The organism is Streptomyces sp. NPDC091292, from assembly GCF_044757265.1.
Taxonomy (GTDB): Bacteria; Actinomycetota; Actinomycetes; order Streptomycetales; family Streptomycetaceae; genus Streptomyces.
Window position 1 is genome coordinate 23,852 of sequence record NZ_JBIVUQ010000021.1, and the last position, 16,736, is coordinate 40,587.

Consider the following 16,736-nt stretch of genomic DNA (forward strand, 5'->3'; position numbering starts at 1 on the left):
GGGGCGACGGGTATTGGGGCGGGGGCCGGAACCGGAGCTTATGGAGCCGGAACCGGTGGTGGCTGAGTCGGCGGTAGCTGAGCCGGTGGTGCCTGAACCGGTGGTGGCTGAGCCGGCGGCTCCCGAGTCCACCGACGACGGTGTTTTCAAGGTGCGGCTCGCCAACTTCGAGGGGCCCTTCGATCTGCTGCTTCAGTTGATCTCCAAGCACAAGATGGACGTCACCGAGGTCGCGCTGTCGAAGGTCACCGACGAGTTCATGGCGTACATCCGCGGCATGGGGCCCGACTGGGACCTCGACCAGACCACCGAGTTCCTGGTCGTCGCCGCGACCCTGCTCGATCTGAAGGCCGCCCGGCTGCTGCCCACCGCCGAGGTCGAGGACGAGGCCGACCTCGCGCTTCTGGAGGCCCGGGACCTGCTCTTCGCACGGCTGCTCCAGTACCGCGCGTACAAGCAGATCGCCGACATCTTCACCGCCCGCCTCGACGAGGAAGCCCGCCGCTACCCCCGTACCGTCGGACTCGAACCGCACCACGCCGAGCTGCTGCCCGAGGTCGTCATCAGCATCGGCGCCGAGGGGTTCGCCAGGCTCGCCGTGAAGGCGATGCAGCCCCGGCCCAAGCCGCAGGTCTACGTCGACCACATCCACGCCCCCCTCGTCAGCGTCCGCGAACAGGCCGGGATCGTGGTCGCGCTGCTGCGGGAACGGGGCGAGGTGAGCTTCCGGGTGCTCGTCGAGGACGCGGGGGACACCCTCACCGTCGTCGCCCGCTTCCTCGCGCTTCTGGAGCTGTACCGCGAGAAGGCCGTCGCGCTCGACCAGGAGGACGCGCTCGGTGAACTCCTGGTCCGCTGGACCGGCGGGGACGGCGACGAGCAGCCGAGGGTCACCGACGAGTTCGACCGGCCCCCCGAGAACCCCGACAAGCCCGACAAGCCCGGGAACAGGGCGGAGGAGAGCGTGTGAGCGAGGACACGGCGGTGGAGGCCGCACCTGCGGTGGGTCCGGAATCGACCGGTCCGGCCGGGCTGCGTGACGTCGCCGGGCTCGACCTGAAGCCCGCCCTGGAAGCCGTCCTCATGGTCGTCGACGAACCGGCCACCGAGGAACACCTCGCGAAGATCCTCCAGCGGCCCCGGCGGCAGATCGCCGACGCCCTGCGCGCACTCGCCGACGAGTACACCGTCCAGCGCCGAGGCTTCGAACTGCGCCTCGTCGCCGGCGGCTGGCGCTACTACACCCGGCCCGAGTACGCGCCCGCCGTCGAAGGCTTCGTCCTCGACGGACAGCACGCCCGGCTCACCCAGGCCGCCCTCGAAACCCTCGCCGTCGTCGCGTACCGGCAGCCCGTCAGCCGCTCACGGGTCTCCGCCGTGCGCGGCGTGAACTGCGACGGCGTGATGCGCACCCTCCTCCAGCGCGGTCTGGTCGAGGAGGCGGGCGCGGAACCCGAAACAGGTGCGATCCTGTACAGGACGACGAACTACTTCCTGGAGCGGATGGGCCTGCGCGGTCTGGACGAGCTGCCTGAGCTGGCGCCCTTCCTCCCGGAGGCCGAGGCGATCGAGGCCGAGACGCAGGAAGGCGTGCCGTCGTTCGATCCGGACGCACCGGATCCCGGGAGTGCCGAGCACTTCGGACCAGCAGACGACAAGACGGAACTTTGATGCGAAGCAGTGGTAGCGGCAGGAACAGCGGGCGCGGGAACCACCGGGGAGCCGGTAACGACCGCGACGACAAGCAGAAGCGCTCGGACCGGCCCCGTCCGGAGGAGCGCCGCTACACCGCGGGCGGTTCCGGCGGGTCGGGTGGATCGGGTGGCTCCGGGGGCGCGGGGCGCGGGGGCGGTGGCGGCAGGTCCGGCGGTTCCGGCTCCGGGTCCGGCGGGTCCGGTTCAGGCTCCGGCTCCCGATCCGGTGAGGGCGCGGCGCGTGGGCGCGGTGCCGCCGCGCGCGGAGGCGCCAAGGGCGGCCCGAAGCAGGCCCCCGCACGCGGGGGCCGTACGGCACCGGCGCGGTCCCGCGAGTACGAGACGCGGACCGAGGAGCGCAACCGTGAGCGGTACGCGGAGCGCAAGGAGATCAAGCTCCCCAAGACGTTCCCCGGCGCCGAGCAGGAGGGCGAGCGGCTGCAGAAGGTCCTCGCGCGCGCGGGCTACGGTTCGCGGCGGTCCTGCGAGGAGCTGATCGAGCAGGCCCGTGTCGAGGTCAACGGCGAGATCGTCGTAGAGCAGGGCCTGCGGGTCGACCCCGAGAACGACGAGATCAAGGTCGACGGGCTGACCGTGGCCACCCAGTCGTACCAGTTCTTCTCGCTGAACAAGCCCGCTGGTGTCGTCTCCACGATGGAGGACCCGGAGGGGCGGCAGTGCCTCGGCGACTACGTGACCAACCGTGAGACGCGGCTCTTCCACGTCGGGCGCCTCGACACCGAGACCGAGGGCGTCATCCTGCTCACCAACCACGGCGAGCTGGCCCACCGCCTCACGCACCCCAAGTACGGCGTGAAGAAGACCTATCTCGCGCACATCGTGGGCCCCATCCCGCGCGACCTGGGCAAGCGCCTCAAGGACGGCATTCAGCTAGACGACGGCTACGCGCGCGCGGACCACTTCCGCGTCGTCGAACAGACCGGCAAGAACTACCTGGTCGAGGTCACCCTGCACGAGGGCCGCAAGCACATCGTGCGGCGGATGCTCGCCGAGGCCGGGTTCCCCGTCGACAAGCTGGTCCGGGTTTCCTTCGGGCCGATCACGCTCGGCGATCAGAAGTCCGGCTGGCTGCGCAGGCTGTCCAACACCGAGGTGGGCATGCTCATGCAGGAAGTCGAGCTGTAGCCGACACCCGCTCATCCCAACGGCCGGTCCCGGAAATCCGGGGCCGGCCGATGTGTTTCCGCCCTCCGCCCGGTCTGTACCGGTGAACGTCCGCACGGACCTTCACACCCGGCGAGCGGAGGGTACGGCGATGACACGCACCGTGGACCGGCGGGAGTACGCACCCGTCCCTCCCGACGACCTCCTGGAACGCGCGCTCGCCTACGCGCGCGGGTGCGTCGCGGCCGTGCCCGTCGCCGCCGGACCGGACTGGCCGGCGGCTCCGACGCCCTGCGCGGGCTGGGACCTGGGCGCGCTCCTCGACCACCTCAACGACTCGCTGGCGGCACTGCGGGAGGGGATCGGCGGGGGACACATCGCACCCGCACGGACGGCCGCCGACCCCGTACCTCCCGCAGAGCCGGTCGCGCCCACCGACCCCGTCACCGGCCTCGACAACCCCGTCACCGACCCCGTCCTCGGCTTCCGTGATCGCGCGAGCGCCCTTCTCGGCGCCTGGGCGGCCCTCTCCGGGTCTCCCGGGCCCGCCGGGGCGTCCGGGGCCCCGAGAGCCCCACGGACCGTCCTGGTGGCGGACAGGCCGCTCGCCGCGACGCTGGTGGCCGCCGTCGGCGCTGTCGAGATCGCCGTGCACGGCTGGGACATCGGCCGGGCGTGCGGACTGCGGCGGCCGATACCGCCCGGACTCGCCGGCGCGCTGCTGCCGGTGGCCCACTGCTTCGTCGAGGACGCCGACCGGGGCCAGTTGTTCGCCGCGCCCGTGCCCGTACCGCCCGACGCCTGCCCCGGGGACCGGCTCGTCGCCTTTCTCGGGAGGAGCCCCGGTCTCCCGGGAGGAGTCCCGGGGACCGGCGATTAGTTTCCGGCGCGGGGCCGGTCTGCCTGGGTGAGGGGGGAGGAGCGGGCCGAAACCGGCGCTCTGGAAAGGGCTTTCGGAAAAGTCTTGTGAAATCCCACCCGGGCTCTTTATAGTCGGGGTGACTATTAAGGGTCTTCACCGCCCTCGTCGCGTACGGCATGGTGGACCTGGGCCCACGGGGGTGGTCCGGGCTCCGCCGCACACCGCACCCGGCGAGGGCGGTGAGCACAGCTCGCCCGCCCTCCCGGAGACACGATGAACGCGCGCGTTGAGGACGCGGGGGCTTCCGACGCCCGCGCGGCGGGCGCCCAGGCACCCGACGGCTACGACAAGTACGCCTTCGAGCCCTTCGCCGTCACCGTCGACCTCGCCGTGTTCACCGTCCGCGGCGGCACCCTCCAAGTCCTCCTCGTCGAACGGGGACAGGAGCCGTACGTGGGCCACTGGGCGCTGCCCGGCGGCTTCGTGCTGCCCCGGGAGTCCGCCGAGACCGCCGCCCGGCGCGAACTCGCCGAGGAGACCGGGCTGTCCGGCAACACCTGCGCCGCGCTCCACCTCGAACAGCTGCGGACCTACAGCGCGCCGGACCGCGACCCGAGGATGCGGGTCGTCTCGGTCGCCTTCACCGCGCTCGTGCCCGATCTGCCCGAACCGCGCGGCGGCGGCGACGCGGCGCACGCCCAGTGGCTGCCCTGCGACGGCGTCGGACCGCTCGCCTTCGACCACGACCTGATCCTCGCCGACGCCCGCGAGCGCGTCGGGGCCAAGCTCGAATACACCTGCCTCGCCACATCGTTCTGCCCGCCCGAGTTCACCCTCGGCGAGCTGCAACAGGTCTACGAGACCGTGTGGGGCACGGCTCTCGACCGGCCCAACTTCCGGCGCAAGGTCCTCGCGACCCCCGGATTCGTCGAGCCGGTGCCCGGCGCCGCGCGGCTCACCGGAGGGCGCGGCAAACCCGCGGCCCTGCACCGCGCGGGGACCGCCACCGCCCTGCACCCACCTCTCCTGCGACCGGAAGGACGGCCCTCATGACCACGGCTCCGACACCCGCACACCGGACGGCTCCCGTGAAACGCGCCGCCACCGGCTCCCTCGTCGGACTCGCACTCGGGGACGCGCTCGGCTTCCCCACCGAGTTCAACGACGTGCCGTCCATCCTCGCCAAGTGCGGGCCCTGGCGGGAGATGGCGCTGCCCAAGCCCGCGATCGTCACCGACGACACCCAGATGACACTCGCCCTCGCGCGCGGGATGCGCACCGCGATGGACCGGGGTGTGCTCGGGCCTTTGCGCATGGAGCGGCCCGTACGCGAGGAGTTTGTCGACTGGTACCAGTCGCCCGAGAACAACCGGGCGCCCGGCAACACCTGCCTCAAGGCGTGCCACCTCCTCAAGACCGAGGACCGCCCCTGGCAGGACGCCAGCCAGATCGGTTCCAAGGGCTGCGGCGCCAACATGCGGGTCGCGCCCGTCGGCCTCGCGCCGGGGCTCAGCGACGAACAGCGCGCGGGTGCCGCCCAGCTCCAGGCCGGGCTCACCCACGGCCACCCCACCGCGCTCGCCGCCTCCGACCTCACCGCACACGCCGTACGGCTGCTCGCCCAGGGCGCCGAACCGACGGGACTCGTCGGACAACTGCGGTCGTACGCGTACGACAACCGGGGCCGCTACCACGAGCGGTGGCTCGGTGACCTGTGGAGCCGGGCCGCCGATCCGACGCCCGAGCACTTCATCGCGCGCGGGTGGGACGACTGCCTCGCTGTGCTCGACCGCCTCCAGGAGGCGCTGCGCGTGCCGTCGCCCGAGACGGACCCCTGCCTGGCCACCGGCGCCGGCTGGATCGCCGAGGAAGCACTCGCCACCGGCCTGCTGTGCTTCCTGCTCTTCGTCGACGAACCCGTCACCGCGCTGCGCCGCGCCGCCTGCACCTCCGGCGACTCCGACTCGATCGCCTGCCTCGCCGGCGCGTTCGCGGGCGCCCACCTAGGCGCCGACGCCTGGCCCACCGAGTGGGCCGACCGCATCGAGTACGGGAGCGAGCTGCAGTCCTTCGGCGCGCTCTGGGACGCGTGGGGATGACCGGCGAACGGGGAGTCGAACCGGGAGTCGAACCGGGAGCCGACCTGGGCGTGGACCTGGCCGCCGTCGTCGCGGAGCAGCCCGATCCGCTGCTGTTCGCGACGGTCTCCGGCGCGCACCTGTACGGCTTCCCGTCACGCGACTCCGACGTGGACGTGCGCGGCGCGCACCTGCTGCCCGTGGACGCCCTCGTCGGCCTGCGCGAACCCGACGAGACACGGTCGCGGACATGGGTGCGGGACGGCGTCGAGATCGACCTCGTGACGCACGACCTGCGCAAGTTCGTACGCCTCCTGCTCCGGCGCAACGGCTACGTCCTCGAACAGCTCCTGTCCCCGCTCGTCGCGCACACCACGCCCACACACGCCGAACTCGTCGCCCTGGCCCCCGCCACCGTCACCAGCCACCACGCCCACCACTACCGCGGATTCGCCGGCACCCAATGGCGCCTGTTCGAGAAGACAGGCGAGCTGAAGCCGCTGCTGTACACGTTCCGCGCCCTGCTCACCGGCGTCCGCCTCACGCGCGGAGGCGGCCTCTGCGCCCATCTCCCCACCCTCGCGGACGATGCCGGGGCGCCGGACTACCTGCCCGACCTGATCGCCGCCAAGGCGGAACGGGAACACGCCGCCGCCGACGTCGCCCCCGCGCGCGTACGCGACGACATCGACCGCCTGCACACCGCGCTGGACCGCGCCCAGGACACCTCCCCGCTGCCCGCAGCCCCGACGGCGCACGACGCCCTGAACGACCTCCTGATCAGGGCCCGTCTGACGCGGTGAGGCGGCCGGTTCGGGCTGCCGAGCGGCGGCGGGCGGCGGTCAGGAACGCCTCCACCCGGCGGTGGTCCGGCTCCGGCGGGAGAGGGCTGGTGTGCGACGCCCGGTCCGCCTCGTCGGCGAGGCGGACCATGCGGGACTCGATCTCCGGCCAGGGGACCTCGCCGCGCTTGACCGCCAGGAGCGGTTCCCGGGCCGCGCCGACGTCCAGGGTCAGTTCGCCGGTACGCAGCAGATCGCGGCAGCTCGTCAGAAGCCGCAGCAGATGCATCGCGTGCTTCCAGCGCGGGGCGCCGTGCTGCCGTACGTCCGCCTCCAGCTTCTTGCGCTGCCCCAACGCGTAGCGCGCGAAGGTCGCATGGGCCTGCCGGGACAGGAACGCGTCGCGCAGGGCGAGGAGTTCACGGCCCGTGTCGTCCACGTACTCCACGAGCGGCGAGTGCAGACACTCCAGGATGTTCGGATTGGCCCGCAGCGCCAGCGCGCAGAACCGCTCCACCTCCCAGCTGAACTGCTCGTCGGCGGGCCCCTCGACATGCGTCGGCGGCTTCTCGAACCGCCAGAACAGTTCGGTCGGCGCCTGGAACACACCGCGCCGGTCCGTGTCGCTGCCGTCCGTCGCCAGGCCGAACGCGCGCGAGCCCATCACACACGCGTACACCGTGTGGTCGCGGACAAGATCCTCGGGAAGCATCCCGCGAGCCTACGGGGCGCGGCGGTCACAGGTTGATGACCGTGCGTGAGCGCCCTCACGCCAAGTGGCGGGGCTCGGTGATCGGGGTCACATTGGCAGGGTCCGAGGCCGACGCGCCCCACAGGGCCCGGCCCCCACCCCCGGACCCCCCCGGATCTCTCGAAAGGCATCACCATGGCGGGTAACGATCTCGGCAGCCTGCTCGGTAAATTCCTCGGTGGAGGCGGCCAGAGCGGCTCCTCCGGCGGAAGCAACATCCTCGGCTCGCTGCTCCAGAACATCACCAAGGGCGGATCGGGCGGCGCCTCCGGAGCCTCGGGCGGGAGCAACCCGCTCAGCGGGCTGATGGAGATGCTCAACAAGTCGGGCCTCGGCTCGCAGGCCAAGTCCTGGGTCGGCCACGGCGACAACCAGCCGGTGACCGGCGCCCAGGTCAAGGACGCCCTCCCGGACGAGACCCTGCAGAAGGTCGCCGACCAGGCCGGCGTCAGCCCCGACCGCGCCGCCGACCAGATCGCCCAGAACCTGCCGCAGGCCGTCGACAAGCTCACCCCCGAGGGCCAGGTCCCCAGCGGCTCCCTTGAGGACATCATCAAGCGGCAGCAGCAGCTCTGACGGCCGGACCGTCCCGACCGTCCCCTGCGCGGCGTCCCGTCTCGGCAGACGGGCGCCGCGCACCCCGCCGTCCGGGCCTGACTACGATCGGCGCGTAAGGCTTGTACGGGCCTGAAGGGTCTTGTAGGGCCTTGAAGGGCCTGTGAAGCGTTGTGAGGGCTTACGTGAGCGAGCGAGGAGCAGCACCGTGGCGGTACGAGCGGTCCGGGGCGCCGTCCAACTGGAACGGGACGCCGCCGACCACATGGATCAGCAGGTCGGCCTGCTGCTCACGGCGGTCCTGGAGCGCAACGCCCTCACCGCCGACGATCTGATCAGTATCTGGTTCACCGCAACGCCCGACCTGCACAGCGGCTTCCCGGCCGCCGCCGCCCGCAACCTCGGCATCGTCGACGTCCCCCTGATCTGCGCCCAGGAACTCGACATCGAGGGCGCCATGCCCCGTGTCGTCCGCGTCCTCGCCCACATCGAGTCCGACCTGCCCCGCTCCGGGATCACGCACGTCTACCTCGGCGCCGCGGCGGCACTCCGCAAGGACATCGCCCAGTGAGAACCGCACTCGTCGTCGGCACCGGCCTCATCGGCACCTCCGCCGCCCTCGCCCTCGTGGCCCGCGGAGTCACCGTGTACCTCGCCGACCACGACCCGCAGCAGGCCCGTACCGCCGCCGCGCTCGGCGCCGGCACCGACGAGGAGCCTCCCGGCCCCGTCGACCTCGCGATCGTCGCCGTACCGCCCGCCCACGTCGCCACGGCCCTCGCCGACGCGATGGGGCGCCGGGCCGCCCGCGGGTACCTCGACGTCGCCAGCGTCAAGGGCGGACCCCGCCGCGAACTGGAGAGCCTCGGGCTCGACCTCACCGAGTACATCGGCACCCACCCCATGGCGGGCCTGGAGAAGTCCGGCCCGCTCGCCGGCACCGCCGACCTCTTCGAGGGGCGGCCCTGGGTGCTGACACCGACCCGGGACACCACCACGGACGTCCTCAACCTCGCCCTGGAACTCGTCGCCCTCTGCCGTGCCGTCCCCGTCGTCATGGACGCCGACGCCCACGACCGGGCCGTCGCCCTCGTCTCGCACATGCCGCACCTGGTGTCCAGCATGGTCGCCGCCCGCCTGGAGCACGCCGAGGAGGCCGCCGTACGCCTGTGCGGGCAGGGCATCCGTGACGTGACCCGGATCGCCGGGTCCGATCCGCGGATGTGGATCGACATCCTCTCGGCCAACCCCGGGCCCGTCGCCGACCTGCTCTCCTCCGTCGCCGCCGACCTCGACGAGACCGTCCAGGCGCTGCGCGCCCTCCAGTCGTCCGACGACGCCAAGCGGCGCGAGGGTGCCTCCGGCATAGAGGGTGTGCTGCGGCGCGGGAACGCCGGGCAGGTGCGGGTGCCCGGCAAGCACGGGGCGGCGCCCACCGTGTACGAGAGTGTCGTCGTCCTCATCGACGACCAGCCGGGGCAGTTGGCGCGGATCTTCGCCGATGCCGGGCTGGCCGGGGTCAACATCGAGGACGTGCGGATCGAGCATGCGGCGGGGCAGACGGCCGGGCTGGTGCAGTTGTCGGTGGTTCCTTCGGCTGCGCCCGTGCTTGTAGCTGCGCTGCGTGAGCGGGGGTGGGGGATTCGGCAGTAGGGGGGTGCCGGTGCATCGGCGGCTGCGCCGCCTCGGCCTCAAACGCCGGCCGGGCTGGATCCTTGCGGGTGGGCGTCGGATCCGGCACCGTCAGCGGCTGCGCCGGCTTGGCCTCAAGCGCCGGCCGGGCTGGATTGTTGCCTGCTGTGCTTGAAAGAGGGCACCGGGCTGCGCTGTCCGGGTGACCTTCCGGAGACAGTAACCTTATTGCCGTTCCCGTTTCGTCTCAGGAAGGTGTCCTTCGCCGTGGAAATCGCCGACCGGACCGCTCCGGCCGTGATCGTCGCCATTGACGGGCCCTCCGGCACCGGCAAGTCGAGCACGTCCAAGGCCGTCGCCGTGCAGCTCGGGCTGAGCTATCTGGACACCGGGGCGCAGTACCGGGCGATCACCTGGTGGATGGTGCACAACGGCATCGACACCGACGACGCGTCCGCGATCGCCGCGGCGGCCGGCAAGCCCGACATCGTCTCCGGTACGGACCCGGCCGGTCCGACGATCACCGTCGACGGTACGGATGTCGCGGGGCCCATCCGGACCGCCGAGGTCACCGCCAAGGTCAGCGCCGTCAGCGCGGTGCCGGAGGTGCGGGCGCGGATCACGGAGTTGCAGCGGGCGCTGGCCCGTGAGGCGGTCGGCGGGATCGTCGTCGAAGGGCGGGACATCGGGACGACCGTGCTGCCCGACGCCGATCTGAAGGTGTTCCTCACCGCGTCCCCCGAGGCCCGCGCCGCGCGCCGCAGCGGAGAGCTGAAGGGCTCCGACGTACACGCCACCCGTGAGGCCCTGGTCAAGCGGGACGCGGCCGACTCCAGCCGCAAGACCTCGCCCCTCGCCAAGGCGGACGACGCCGTCGAGGTCGACACCACCGACCTCACGCTCCAGCAGGTCATCGAGTGCGTCGTCACCCTGGTCGGGGAGAAGCGGGCCGGACAGTGACCACACCGACCGACGTGCCCTCGGTCCGGGGCGCCGAGGTCGGCCGCCGTATCGGGGTCGGCCTCATGTACGGGCTGTGGAAGCCCCGCGTACTGGGCGCCTGGCGGGTCCCCGCGACCGGCCCGGTGATCCTGGCCGTCAACCACTCGCACTTCATCGACGGCCCCATGCTGATGGGCACGGCGCCCCGGCCGGTGCACTTCCTGATCAAGAAGGAAGCGTTCATCGGGCCGCTCGACCCGTTCCTGCTCGGCATCGGCCAGCTCAAGGTCGACCGCTCGACCGCCGACCGTACGGCCATCACCCGCGCCCTCGGTGTCCTGGAGCACGGTGGCGTCCTCGGGATCTTTCCCGAGGGCACCCGGGGCGAGGGCGACTTCGCGTCGCTGCGCGCCGGGCTCGCGTACTTCGCGGTCCGCTCCGGCGCCCCGATCGTGCCCGTCGCCGTGCTGGGAAGCACCGAGCGCCGTGGCCGGTTGATACGGGGGCTGCCTCCGCTGCGCGGCCGGGTCGACGTCGTCTTCGGCGACCCCTTCCAGGCGGGCGACGGCAGCGGACGACGCACCCGCACGGCCCTGGACCAGGCGACCGTCCGCATCCAGGAGCACCTGACCACGCACCTGGAGCACGCCAGGCGCCTCACCGGGCGCCGCGCGACACTCAAGTAGGGCACCGAAGCAGGCACCGAAGCAGGCACCCAAGTAGTGGATTGGGCGGCAACCGCCGATCCACCGATCACCACGATGAACGAGGTACGGACTTCATGAACGACCAGAACCACTCCGACGGCGCCGGGCACGAGCCCGAACACGGGGCGCTCGGCGACGCCGAGTTCGCGGAGTTCATGGAGCTGGCCGGCGAAGAGGGCTTCGACCTGGAGGACGTGGAGGGCGCGCTCGACGAGGCCGGACACGGCCCGCTGCCGGTCCTCGCCGTCGTCGGCCGCCCGAATGTCGGCAAGTCGACCCTGGTGAACCGGATCATCGGCCGCCGCGAGGCCGTCGTCGAGGACAAGCCGGGCGTCACCCGCGACCGCGTCACCTACGAGGCCGAATGGGCGGGCCGCCGCTTCAAGGTGGTCGACACCGGCGGCTGGGAGCAGGACGTCCTCGGCATCGACGCGTCCGTCGCCGCGCAGGCCGAGTTCGCGATCGAGGCCGCCGACGCGGTCGTCTTCGTCGTGGACGCCACCGTCGGCGTCACCGACACCGACGAGGCCGTCGTCCGGCTGCTGCGCAAGGCCAACAAGCCCGTGGTGCTCTGCGCCAACAAGGTCGACGGCCCCAGCGGCGAGGCCGACGCGACGGCCCTGTGGTCCCTCGGCATCGGCGAGCCGCACCCGGTGTCCTCGCTGCACGGCCGTGGCACCGGCGACATGCTCGACGCCGTCCTGGAGGCGCTGCCCGAGGCGCCCGCGCAGACCTTCGGCACCGCCGTCGGCGGCCCCCGCCGGATCGCCCTCATCGGCCGCCCGAATGTCGGCAAGTCGTCCCTGCTGAACAAGGTGGCGAACGAGGATCGGGTCGTCGTCAACGAACTCGCGGGCACCACCCGCGACCCGGTGGACGAGATCATCGAACTCGGCGGCATCACCTGGAAGTTCGTGGACACCGCCGGTATCCGCAAGCGCGTCCACCTCCAGCAGGGCGCCGACTACTACGCCTCGCTGCGGACCGCTGCCGCCGTCGAGAAGGCCGAGGTCGCCGTCATCCTCGTCGACGCGTCCGAGCCCATCAGCATCCAGGACCAGCGCATCGTCACGATGGCCGTCGAGGCGGGCCGCGCGATCGTCCTCGCGTACAACAAGTGGGACACCCTCGACGAGGAGCGCCGCTACTACCTGGAGCGGGAGATCGAGACCGAGCTGGCGCAGGTCGCGTGGGCGCCGAGGGTCAATGTGTCGGCGCGCACCGGGCGGCACATGGAGAAGCTGGTCCCCGCGATCGAGACGGCCCTGGAGGGCTGGGAGACCCGGGTTCCCACGGGCCGTCTGAACGCGTTCCTCGGCGAGCTGGTCGCCTCGCACCCGCACCCGATCCGCGGCGGCAAGCAGCCCCGCATCCTGTTCGGCACCCAGGCGGGCACCAGGCCGCCCCGGTTCGTGCTCTTCGCGTCCGGCTTCATCGAGCACGGCTACCGGCGCTATGTGGAGCGCCGGCTGCGGGAGGAGTTCGGCTTCGAGGGCACGCCGATCCACATCTCGGTACGGGTGCGGGAGAAGCGCGGCCGGAAGAAGTAGCCTCCGCCGACGACAAGAGGGCCGAGAGGGCCAAGGGGTAGCCGCGGGTGGGTCAGGACTCGCGGCGTGGCGCGGGCGGCAGCGCCGCCGGGACCCAGTTGCCGGTGTTCGCGGTGTTTGCCGTGGTTGCCGTGTTTCCGGCGGTCCCGGAGTGCTGCCGCCCGTTGTGCTGAGCGGAGCCGCCGTCCCGGGGCGCCGGGGTCGGGGTGGCCGGCTGGCCGAGCCGGGGGTCGTGGAAGGCGATGCCGTGGTGCGTGGCGCCGTACTGGAGGGATCCGTACGACCCGGCGCCGAGCGGCGGGAGGCCGTGCCGGATCTCCGGGCGGCTGCCGTAGGGGCCCGTACTGAACGACGTGAACCCCAGGTCCTCCTCGCCGGTACGGTCGCCCGGCAGGGTCCGGAACAGCCTGCGGTACTCGGCGCACAGCGCGTCGTAGATCGGCGTGGCCCCGGCGCTGCCCGGCACGTCCTGCGCGGGGCGCATGGACGGGATGGCGCGCTGGTACGTCGGGCGGAGGGTCGGTTCGTAAGTGTGCACGTATGTGCCAACGACCCGGGGGCCCGGCGGATGCGGCCACCGCGTGCGAATCAGCAGGTCGCGGTGGCCGCCCGGTATCCCGTCGGGGGTCAGGTGCCCGCGAGGGGCATCGCGCAGGCGACGAGCCTGCCGTTCGCCGCAGCCTTGTCGAGGGCGTCGCGCAGCAGGTCCTCGCGGGGCTGGCGGCCGATCGAGCCGACCGGGGCCGCGAAGACCAGGACCTGCTGGAGCTTGTTCGCGGCGGCCCGCCAGCCCTCGGTGACCTGGAGCGGCTGGTGCGCCTGCCACCAGGCGACCGGCTGACCGGAGCCGCCGGTGCCCGGCTGGAGCACGGCGTGGAGCTGGCCCATGGCGAGCAGGACCGACCAGCCGTGCAGGACGGGCGGCACCCAGGTGACCCCGGGGACCGGCAGGAAGCCCTGCTCGATCAGGAGGGGCAGGAACTCGTCGCTTTCCCCGTCGGTGCCGGGGCGTGCGATCGGACCGGTGGGCTCCACGACGAGCGCGGGGTGCAGCTCGCCCTCGATGAGGACGAGACCGCTGGTGATGCCGAGCACGGCCTGCTCGGGGGCGCCCGGAGCGGCGGACTGCTCGCCGCCGTCCCCGGTGATGGAGCGGACGGCTCCCTGGAGTTGCTCCTCACTGACCTGGACGACCTGCGAGGGCAGGCAGCCGGCGTGGGCGAAGGCGAGGACGGCGGTCTCGTCGCCGATGAACAGGACGGTGCTGGTGCGTTCCTGCTCCGAGTCGCCCGGGGTGCGGCAGGACGTGCAGTCGTAACTTCCCGGGGCGTTCTCTCCGGCGAGCAGCCGGTCGGCTTCTGCGTCGCCGATCTCGGCGCGGACGGCCTCGCTGACGTCGAGCATGCGCGGCACGGTGGGCTCCTCGGTCGATGCGTGCGGCGCCGGGTGTCTCCCGGCTCGTGCCGGGTGGATCCCGGCGCTTGGGCCGGGTCTCCGGCTCATGCAGAGCACAACGGCGATCCGTGGACGGAGTCACGCCCGGAAGCGAACGGAATCGAACCGTCCGACCCGGCGGGTGAACCGATGGGCGGTTGTGGTCACAAGGCGTCAACTGCGGTGGGCATAGGTCGAATTCGCTCGCCGCACCGCCCTGCCTGCCCTGATGGTCAGGGCGGGGAAAAGGTTGCCCGGCGACCGCTTTCGATCGGGCAACCGTTGCGGCACAAGATGATGATGCCGTCCAACCGATCGCCGGGCCGACTGGTCTAACGGTATGAGGACCGGACGAGACGGACTGTCCTCACAGACCATGGGAAATACGGGGATTACGTCGGAATACGGGGCCGCATGCACATCTCTTTCTTGATCCACAACGCTTATGGAATCGGGGGGACCATCCGGACGACGTACAACCTCGCGGGCACGCTCGCCGAGCAGCACGACGTCGAGATCGTCTCCGTGTTCCGCCACCGCGACACCCCGGTGTTCGAGCCGGCCCGGGGCGTCCGGCTGCGCCACCTGGTCGACCTGCGCCAGGACACGCCGGGTTACGAGGGCGACGACCCCCGGATGCAGGCCCCCGCGTCGGCCTTCCCGCACGCGGAGGGCCGCTACCGGCAGTACAGCGCGCTGACCGACGAGCGGATCGCCGCGCATCTGGCGAGTGTCGACGCGGACGTCGTCGTCGGCACCCGGCCCGGTCTGAACGTCCAGCTCGCCCGCCAGACCAGGCGCGGCCCCGTACGCGTGGGGCAGGAACACCTCACGCTCGACAGCCACTCCGACGCCCTGCGGCGGGTGCTGCGCGGCGCCTACCCGCGCCTGGACGCCGTCACCACCACCACCGAGGCCGACGCGCAGGCGTACCGCACGAAGATGCGGCTGCCCGGGGTGCGGATCGGGGGTGTGCCCAATCCGGTGCCCGCGCCGCGCGTCGAGCCCGCCGACGGGTCCGGGAAGTGGGTCGTGGCGGCCGGGCGGCTCGCCCCCGTGAAGCGGTACGACCTGCTGATCAAGGCGTTCGACCAGGTCCGCGCCGAACGGCCCGACTGGCGGCTGCGGATCTACGGCGGCGGCAAGCAGAAGGACAAGCTGCGCGCCCTTGTCGACCGGCTCGGCCTCTACAACCACGTCTTCCTGATGGGCCCCGCCCACCCCATCGAACCGGAGTGGGCCAAGGGCTCCATCGGCGCCGTGACCTCCAGCCTGGAGTCGTTCGGCATGACCATCGTCGAGGCGATGCGCTGCGGCCTGCCCGTGGTCTCCACGAACTGTCCGCACGGCCCCCGCGAGATCATCGACAACGGTGTCGACGGCCGCCTGGTCAAGGTCGGCGACGTCGGCGCCATCGCGGGCGGACTCCTCGAACTGATCAACGACGACGAACTGCGGCAGCGGATGGCGGCGGCGGCGCTCAAGGACTCGGAGCGCTTCGACCCGGCCCGGATCGCCGAGCGCCACGAGACGCTGTTCGCCGACCTCACCGCCCGTCGTGGCGGCACCACCACGTTCGGGGGCCGGATGCGCGGCTCCCTGCACCGCACGCGCGGCGCACTGCTCGGCGGCGCCTACGCCGTACGGGACGCCGGCCGTACCGCCCTGAGGAAGGGACGCCCCGCATGACGACCCTGATCCGCGCAGACCCGGCCGACCAGCCCGCCGAACCCACCGGAGACGTCACGGACACCACACCCCGCGCCGACTGCACCGCCGACTCCGCGGGCGGCCTGACCTTCGACGTCACCGACCACGGCGCGTCCGGCGCGGCCCATCTGGTGCTGCGCCGCAGACCCACCGAATCGCAGCCCGGCGACAGCGACAGCAGCGGTGACGGCAAGGGCGACGGTGACGACGAGCTGCGGCTGCCCCTCAGCCCAGCCGCCGACGGCAGCCTGCGGGCCGCGCTGCCCAGCAGCGTCGAGCTGGCCGAGGGCCGCTGGGACGTGTACGCGCAACTGGCGGGCGAGAAGCCCCAGCGCCTCGCACCCGGCCTCAACGATCTGCGGTCCCTGGTCGACCGGGTGCCGAGCGGCGCCCGGGGCCATGTCGCGGTCCGCATCCCGTACGCCACCCAGCACGGCAACCTCACGGTCCGCAGTTGGTGGCGCGCGCCGCACGCGGAGGCCGGGGAACTCCTCATCGACGGTACGGAGCTGACGGTGCACGGCCGGGTCTACGGCACCGGGCTCACCGACGGCGCGTACGCCGAGCTGAGCGGGCGGCGGGGGACGGCGCCCGCCGTGCGCGCCGAGGTGACCGTACGGGAGAGCGGGTTCGTGTTCACCGTGGCGTACGCGGACCTCGTGGAGGCCGGTGGCGGTCCCGGTGTGTGGGACCTGTGGCTGCGGCCCACCGGCGACACCGGCCCCCGGGTGCGGCTGGCCCGGCTCCTGGACGACGTGGCGGACAAACAGCCGATCTTCACCTATCCGGCGACCCGGATGGAGACGGAGCACGGGACGGCCGACGCCGGGCCGTACTACACCCTCGACAACGACCTGTCGGTACGGGTGGCCCTGCCCTCCTGAGCACGGATTCACGGATTCACGGATTCACGG

At 72.2% G+C, this 16,736-nt stretch carries 17 protein-coding genes and 1 pseudogene; 15 read left to right on the plus strand and 3 right to left on the minus strand.

What is annotated here, in order from left to right:
* Positions 1-40: 40 nt before the first annotated feature.
* The 7 genes from ACIQNU_RS36010 (at position 41) to ACIQNU_RS36040 (ending at position 6,562) form a co-directional block, all read left to right on the plus strand.
* Positions 41-970 carry a segregation and condensation protein A gene (locus tag ACIQNU_RS36010; protein ID WP_401374536.1) on the plus strand — a complete coding sequence of 310 codons (930 nt, stop codon included), beginning with the start codon at positions 41-43 and terminating at the stop codon, positions 968-970.
* A 32-nt stretch (positions 971-1,002) separates the two neighbouring features.
* Positions 1,003-1,671 carry an SMC-Scp complex subunit ScpB gene (scpB, locus tag ACIQNU_RS36015; protein WP_401374759.1) on the plus strand — a complete coding sequence of 223 codons (669 nt, stop codon included), beginning with the start codon at positions 1,003-1,005 and terminating at the stop codon, positions 1,669-1,671.
* On the plus strand, positions 1,671-2,840 hold the full coding sequence (locus ACIQNU_RS36020) for a pseudouridine synthase (protein WP_401374539.1): 1,170 nt from the start codon (positions 1,671-1,673) through the stop codon (positions 2,838-2,840). Before scpB ends, ACIQNU_RS36020 begins: the two co-directional genes overlap by 1 nt.
* Before the next feature lie 130 nt (positions 2,841-2,970).
* The gene (locus ACIQNU_RS36025) at positions 2,971-3,699 is read left to right on the plus strand and encodes a maleylpyruvate isomerase family mycothiol-dependent enzyme (RefSeq protein WP_401374542.1); all 729 of its coding nucleotides are present in this window, start codon (positions 2,971-2,973) and stop codon (positions 3,697-3,699) included.
* Positions 3,700-3,954: 255 nt separating this feature from the next.
* Complete coding sequence (locus tag ACIQNU_RS36030) at positions 3,955-4,734, plus strand: NUDIX hydrolase (protein ID WP_401374545.1); 780 nt, start codon at positions 3,955-3,957, stop codon at positions 4,732-4,734.
* Positions 4,731-5,780: an ADP-ribosylglycohydrolase family protein gene (locus ACIQNU_RS36035; protein WP_401374547.1), complete on the plus strand. Its 1,050-nt coding sequence runs from the start codon at positions 4,731-4,733 to the stop codon at positions 5,778-5,780. The genes ACIQNU_RS36030 and ACIQNU_RS36035 overlap by 4 nt, the downstream gene beginning before the upstream one ends.
* A complete protein-coding gene (locus tag ACIQNU_RS36040) occupies positions 5,777-6,562 on the plus strand; it encodes a DNA polymerase beta superfamily protein (RefSeq protein WP_401374550.1) in 786 nt (261 codons plus the stop codon). The genes ACIQNU_RS36035 and ACIQNU_RS36040 overlap by 4 nt, the downstream gene beginning before the upstream one ends.
* On the opposite strand, the gene ACIQNU_RS36045 is transcribed toward ACIQNU_RS36040, so the two are convergent.
* Positions 6,540-7,253 (minus strand): DNA polymerase beta superfamily protein, encoded by a 714-nt coding sequence (locus ACIQNU_RS36045; RefSeq protein ID WP_401374552.1) that lies wholly within the window; start codon positions 7,251-7,253, stop codon positions 6,540-6,542. The genes ACIQNU_RS36040 and ACIQNU_RS36045 overlap by 23 nt on opposite strands.
* Before the next feature lie 165 nt (positions 7,254-7,418).
* On the opposite strand from ACIQNU_RS36045, the pseudogene ACIQNU_RS36050 reads away from it, so the two are divergent.
* The 6 genes and pseudogenes from ACIQNU_RS36050 to der all read left to right on the plus strand — a co-directional run.
* A pseudogene (locus ACIQNU_RS36050) lies at positions 7,419-7,868 on the plus strand (YidB family protein); the annotation flags it as partial.
* A gap of 187 nt (positions 7,869-8,055) precedes the next feature.
* Positions 8,056-8,418, plus strand: a complete 363-nt coding sequence (aroH, locus tag ACIQNU_RS36055) for a chorismate mutase (RefSeq protein WP_401374554.1) — start codon at positions 8,056-8,058, stop codon at positions 8,416-8,418.
* Complete coding sequence (locus ACIQNU_RS36060; RefSeq protein WP_401374556.1) at positions 8,415-9,500, plus strand: prephenate dehydrogenase; 1,086 nt, start codon at positions 8,415-8,417, stop codon at positions 9,498-9,500. The genes aroH and ACIQNU_RS36060 overlap by 4 nt, the downstream gene beginning before the upstream one ends.
* Before the next feature lie 246 nt (positions 9,501-9,746).
* The gene (gene cmk / locus ACIQNU_RS36065) at positions 9,747-10,439 is read left to right on the plus strand and encodes a (d)CMP kinase (protein WP_401374558.1); all 693 of its coding nucleotides are present in this window, start codon (positions 9,747-9,749) and stop codon (positions 10,437-10,439) included.
* Positions 10,436-11,107, plus strand: a complete 672-nt coding sequence (locus ACIQNU_RS36070) for a lysophospholipid acyltransferase family protein (protein WP_401374561.1) — start codon at positions 10,436-10,438, stop codon at positions 11,105-11,107. The genes cmk and ACIQNU_RS36070 overlap by 4 nt, the downstream gene beginning before the upstream one ends.
* 95 nt (positions 11,108-11,202) lie before the next feature.
* Positions 11,203-12,678, plus strand: coding sequence for a ribosome biogenesis GTPase Der (gene der / locus ACIQNU_RS36075; RefSeq protein WP_401374564.1), 1,476 nt, complete (start codon positions 11,203-11,205; stop codon positions 12,676-12,678).
* A gap of 52 nt (positions 12,679-12,730) precedes the next feature.
* Here the strand turns inward: der and ACIQNU_RS36080 are convergent, their stop codons facing one another.
* Entirely contained in the window at positions 12,731-13,162 is a 432-nt protein-coding gene (locus tag ACIQNU_RS36080) for a hypothetical protein (protein WP_401374566.1), read from the minus strand.
* 143 nt (positions 13,163-13,305) lie between these two features.
* Positions 13,306-14,091, minus strand: a complete 786-nt coding sequence (locus tag ACIQNU_RS36085; protein WP_401374568.1) for a hypothetical protein — start codon at positions 14,089-14,091, stop codon at positions 13,306-13,308.
* Positions 14,092-14,526: 435 nt separating this feature from the next.
* On the opposite strand from ACIQNU_RS36085, the gene ACIQNU_RS36090 reads away from it, so the two are divergent.
* Together ACIQNU_RS36090 and ACIQNU_RS36095 are read left to right on the plus strand one after the other, a co-directional pair.
* Entirely contained in the window at positions 14,527-15,801 is a 1,275-nt protein-coding gene (locus tag ACIQNU_RS36090) for a glycosyltransferase family 4 protein (RefSeq protein ID WP_401374570.1), read from the plus strand.
* Entirely contained in the window at positions 15,798-16,706 is a 909-nt protein-coding gene (locus ACIQNU_RS36095) for a hypothetical protein (RefSeq protein WP_401374572.1), read from the plus strand. The genes ACIQNU_RS36090 and ACIQNU_RS36095 overlap by 4 nt, the downstream gene beginning before the upstream one ends.
* The last annotated feature ends 30 nt before the right edge of the window (positions 16,707-16,736 follow it).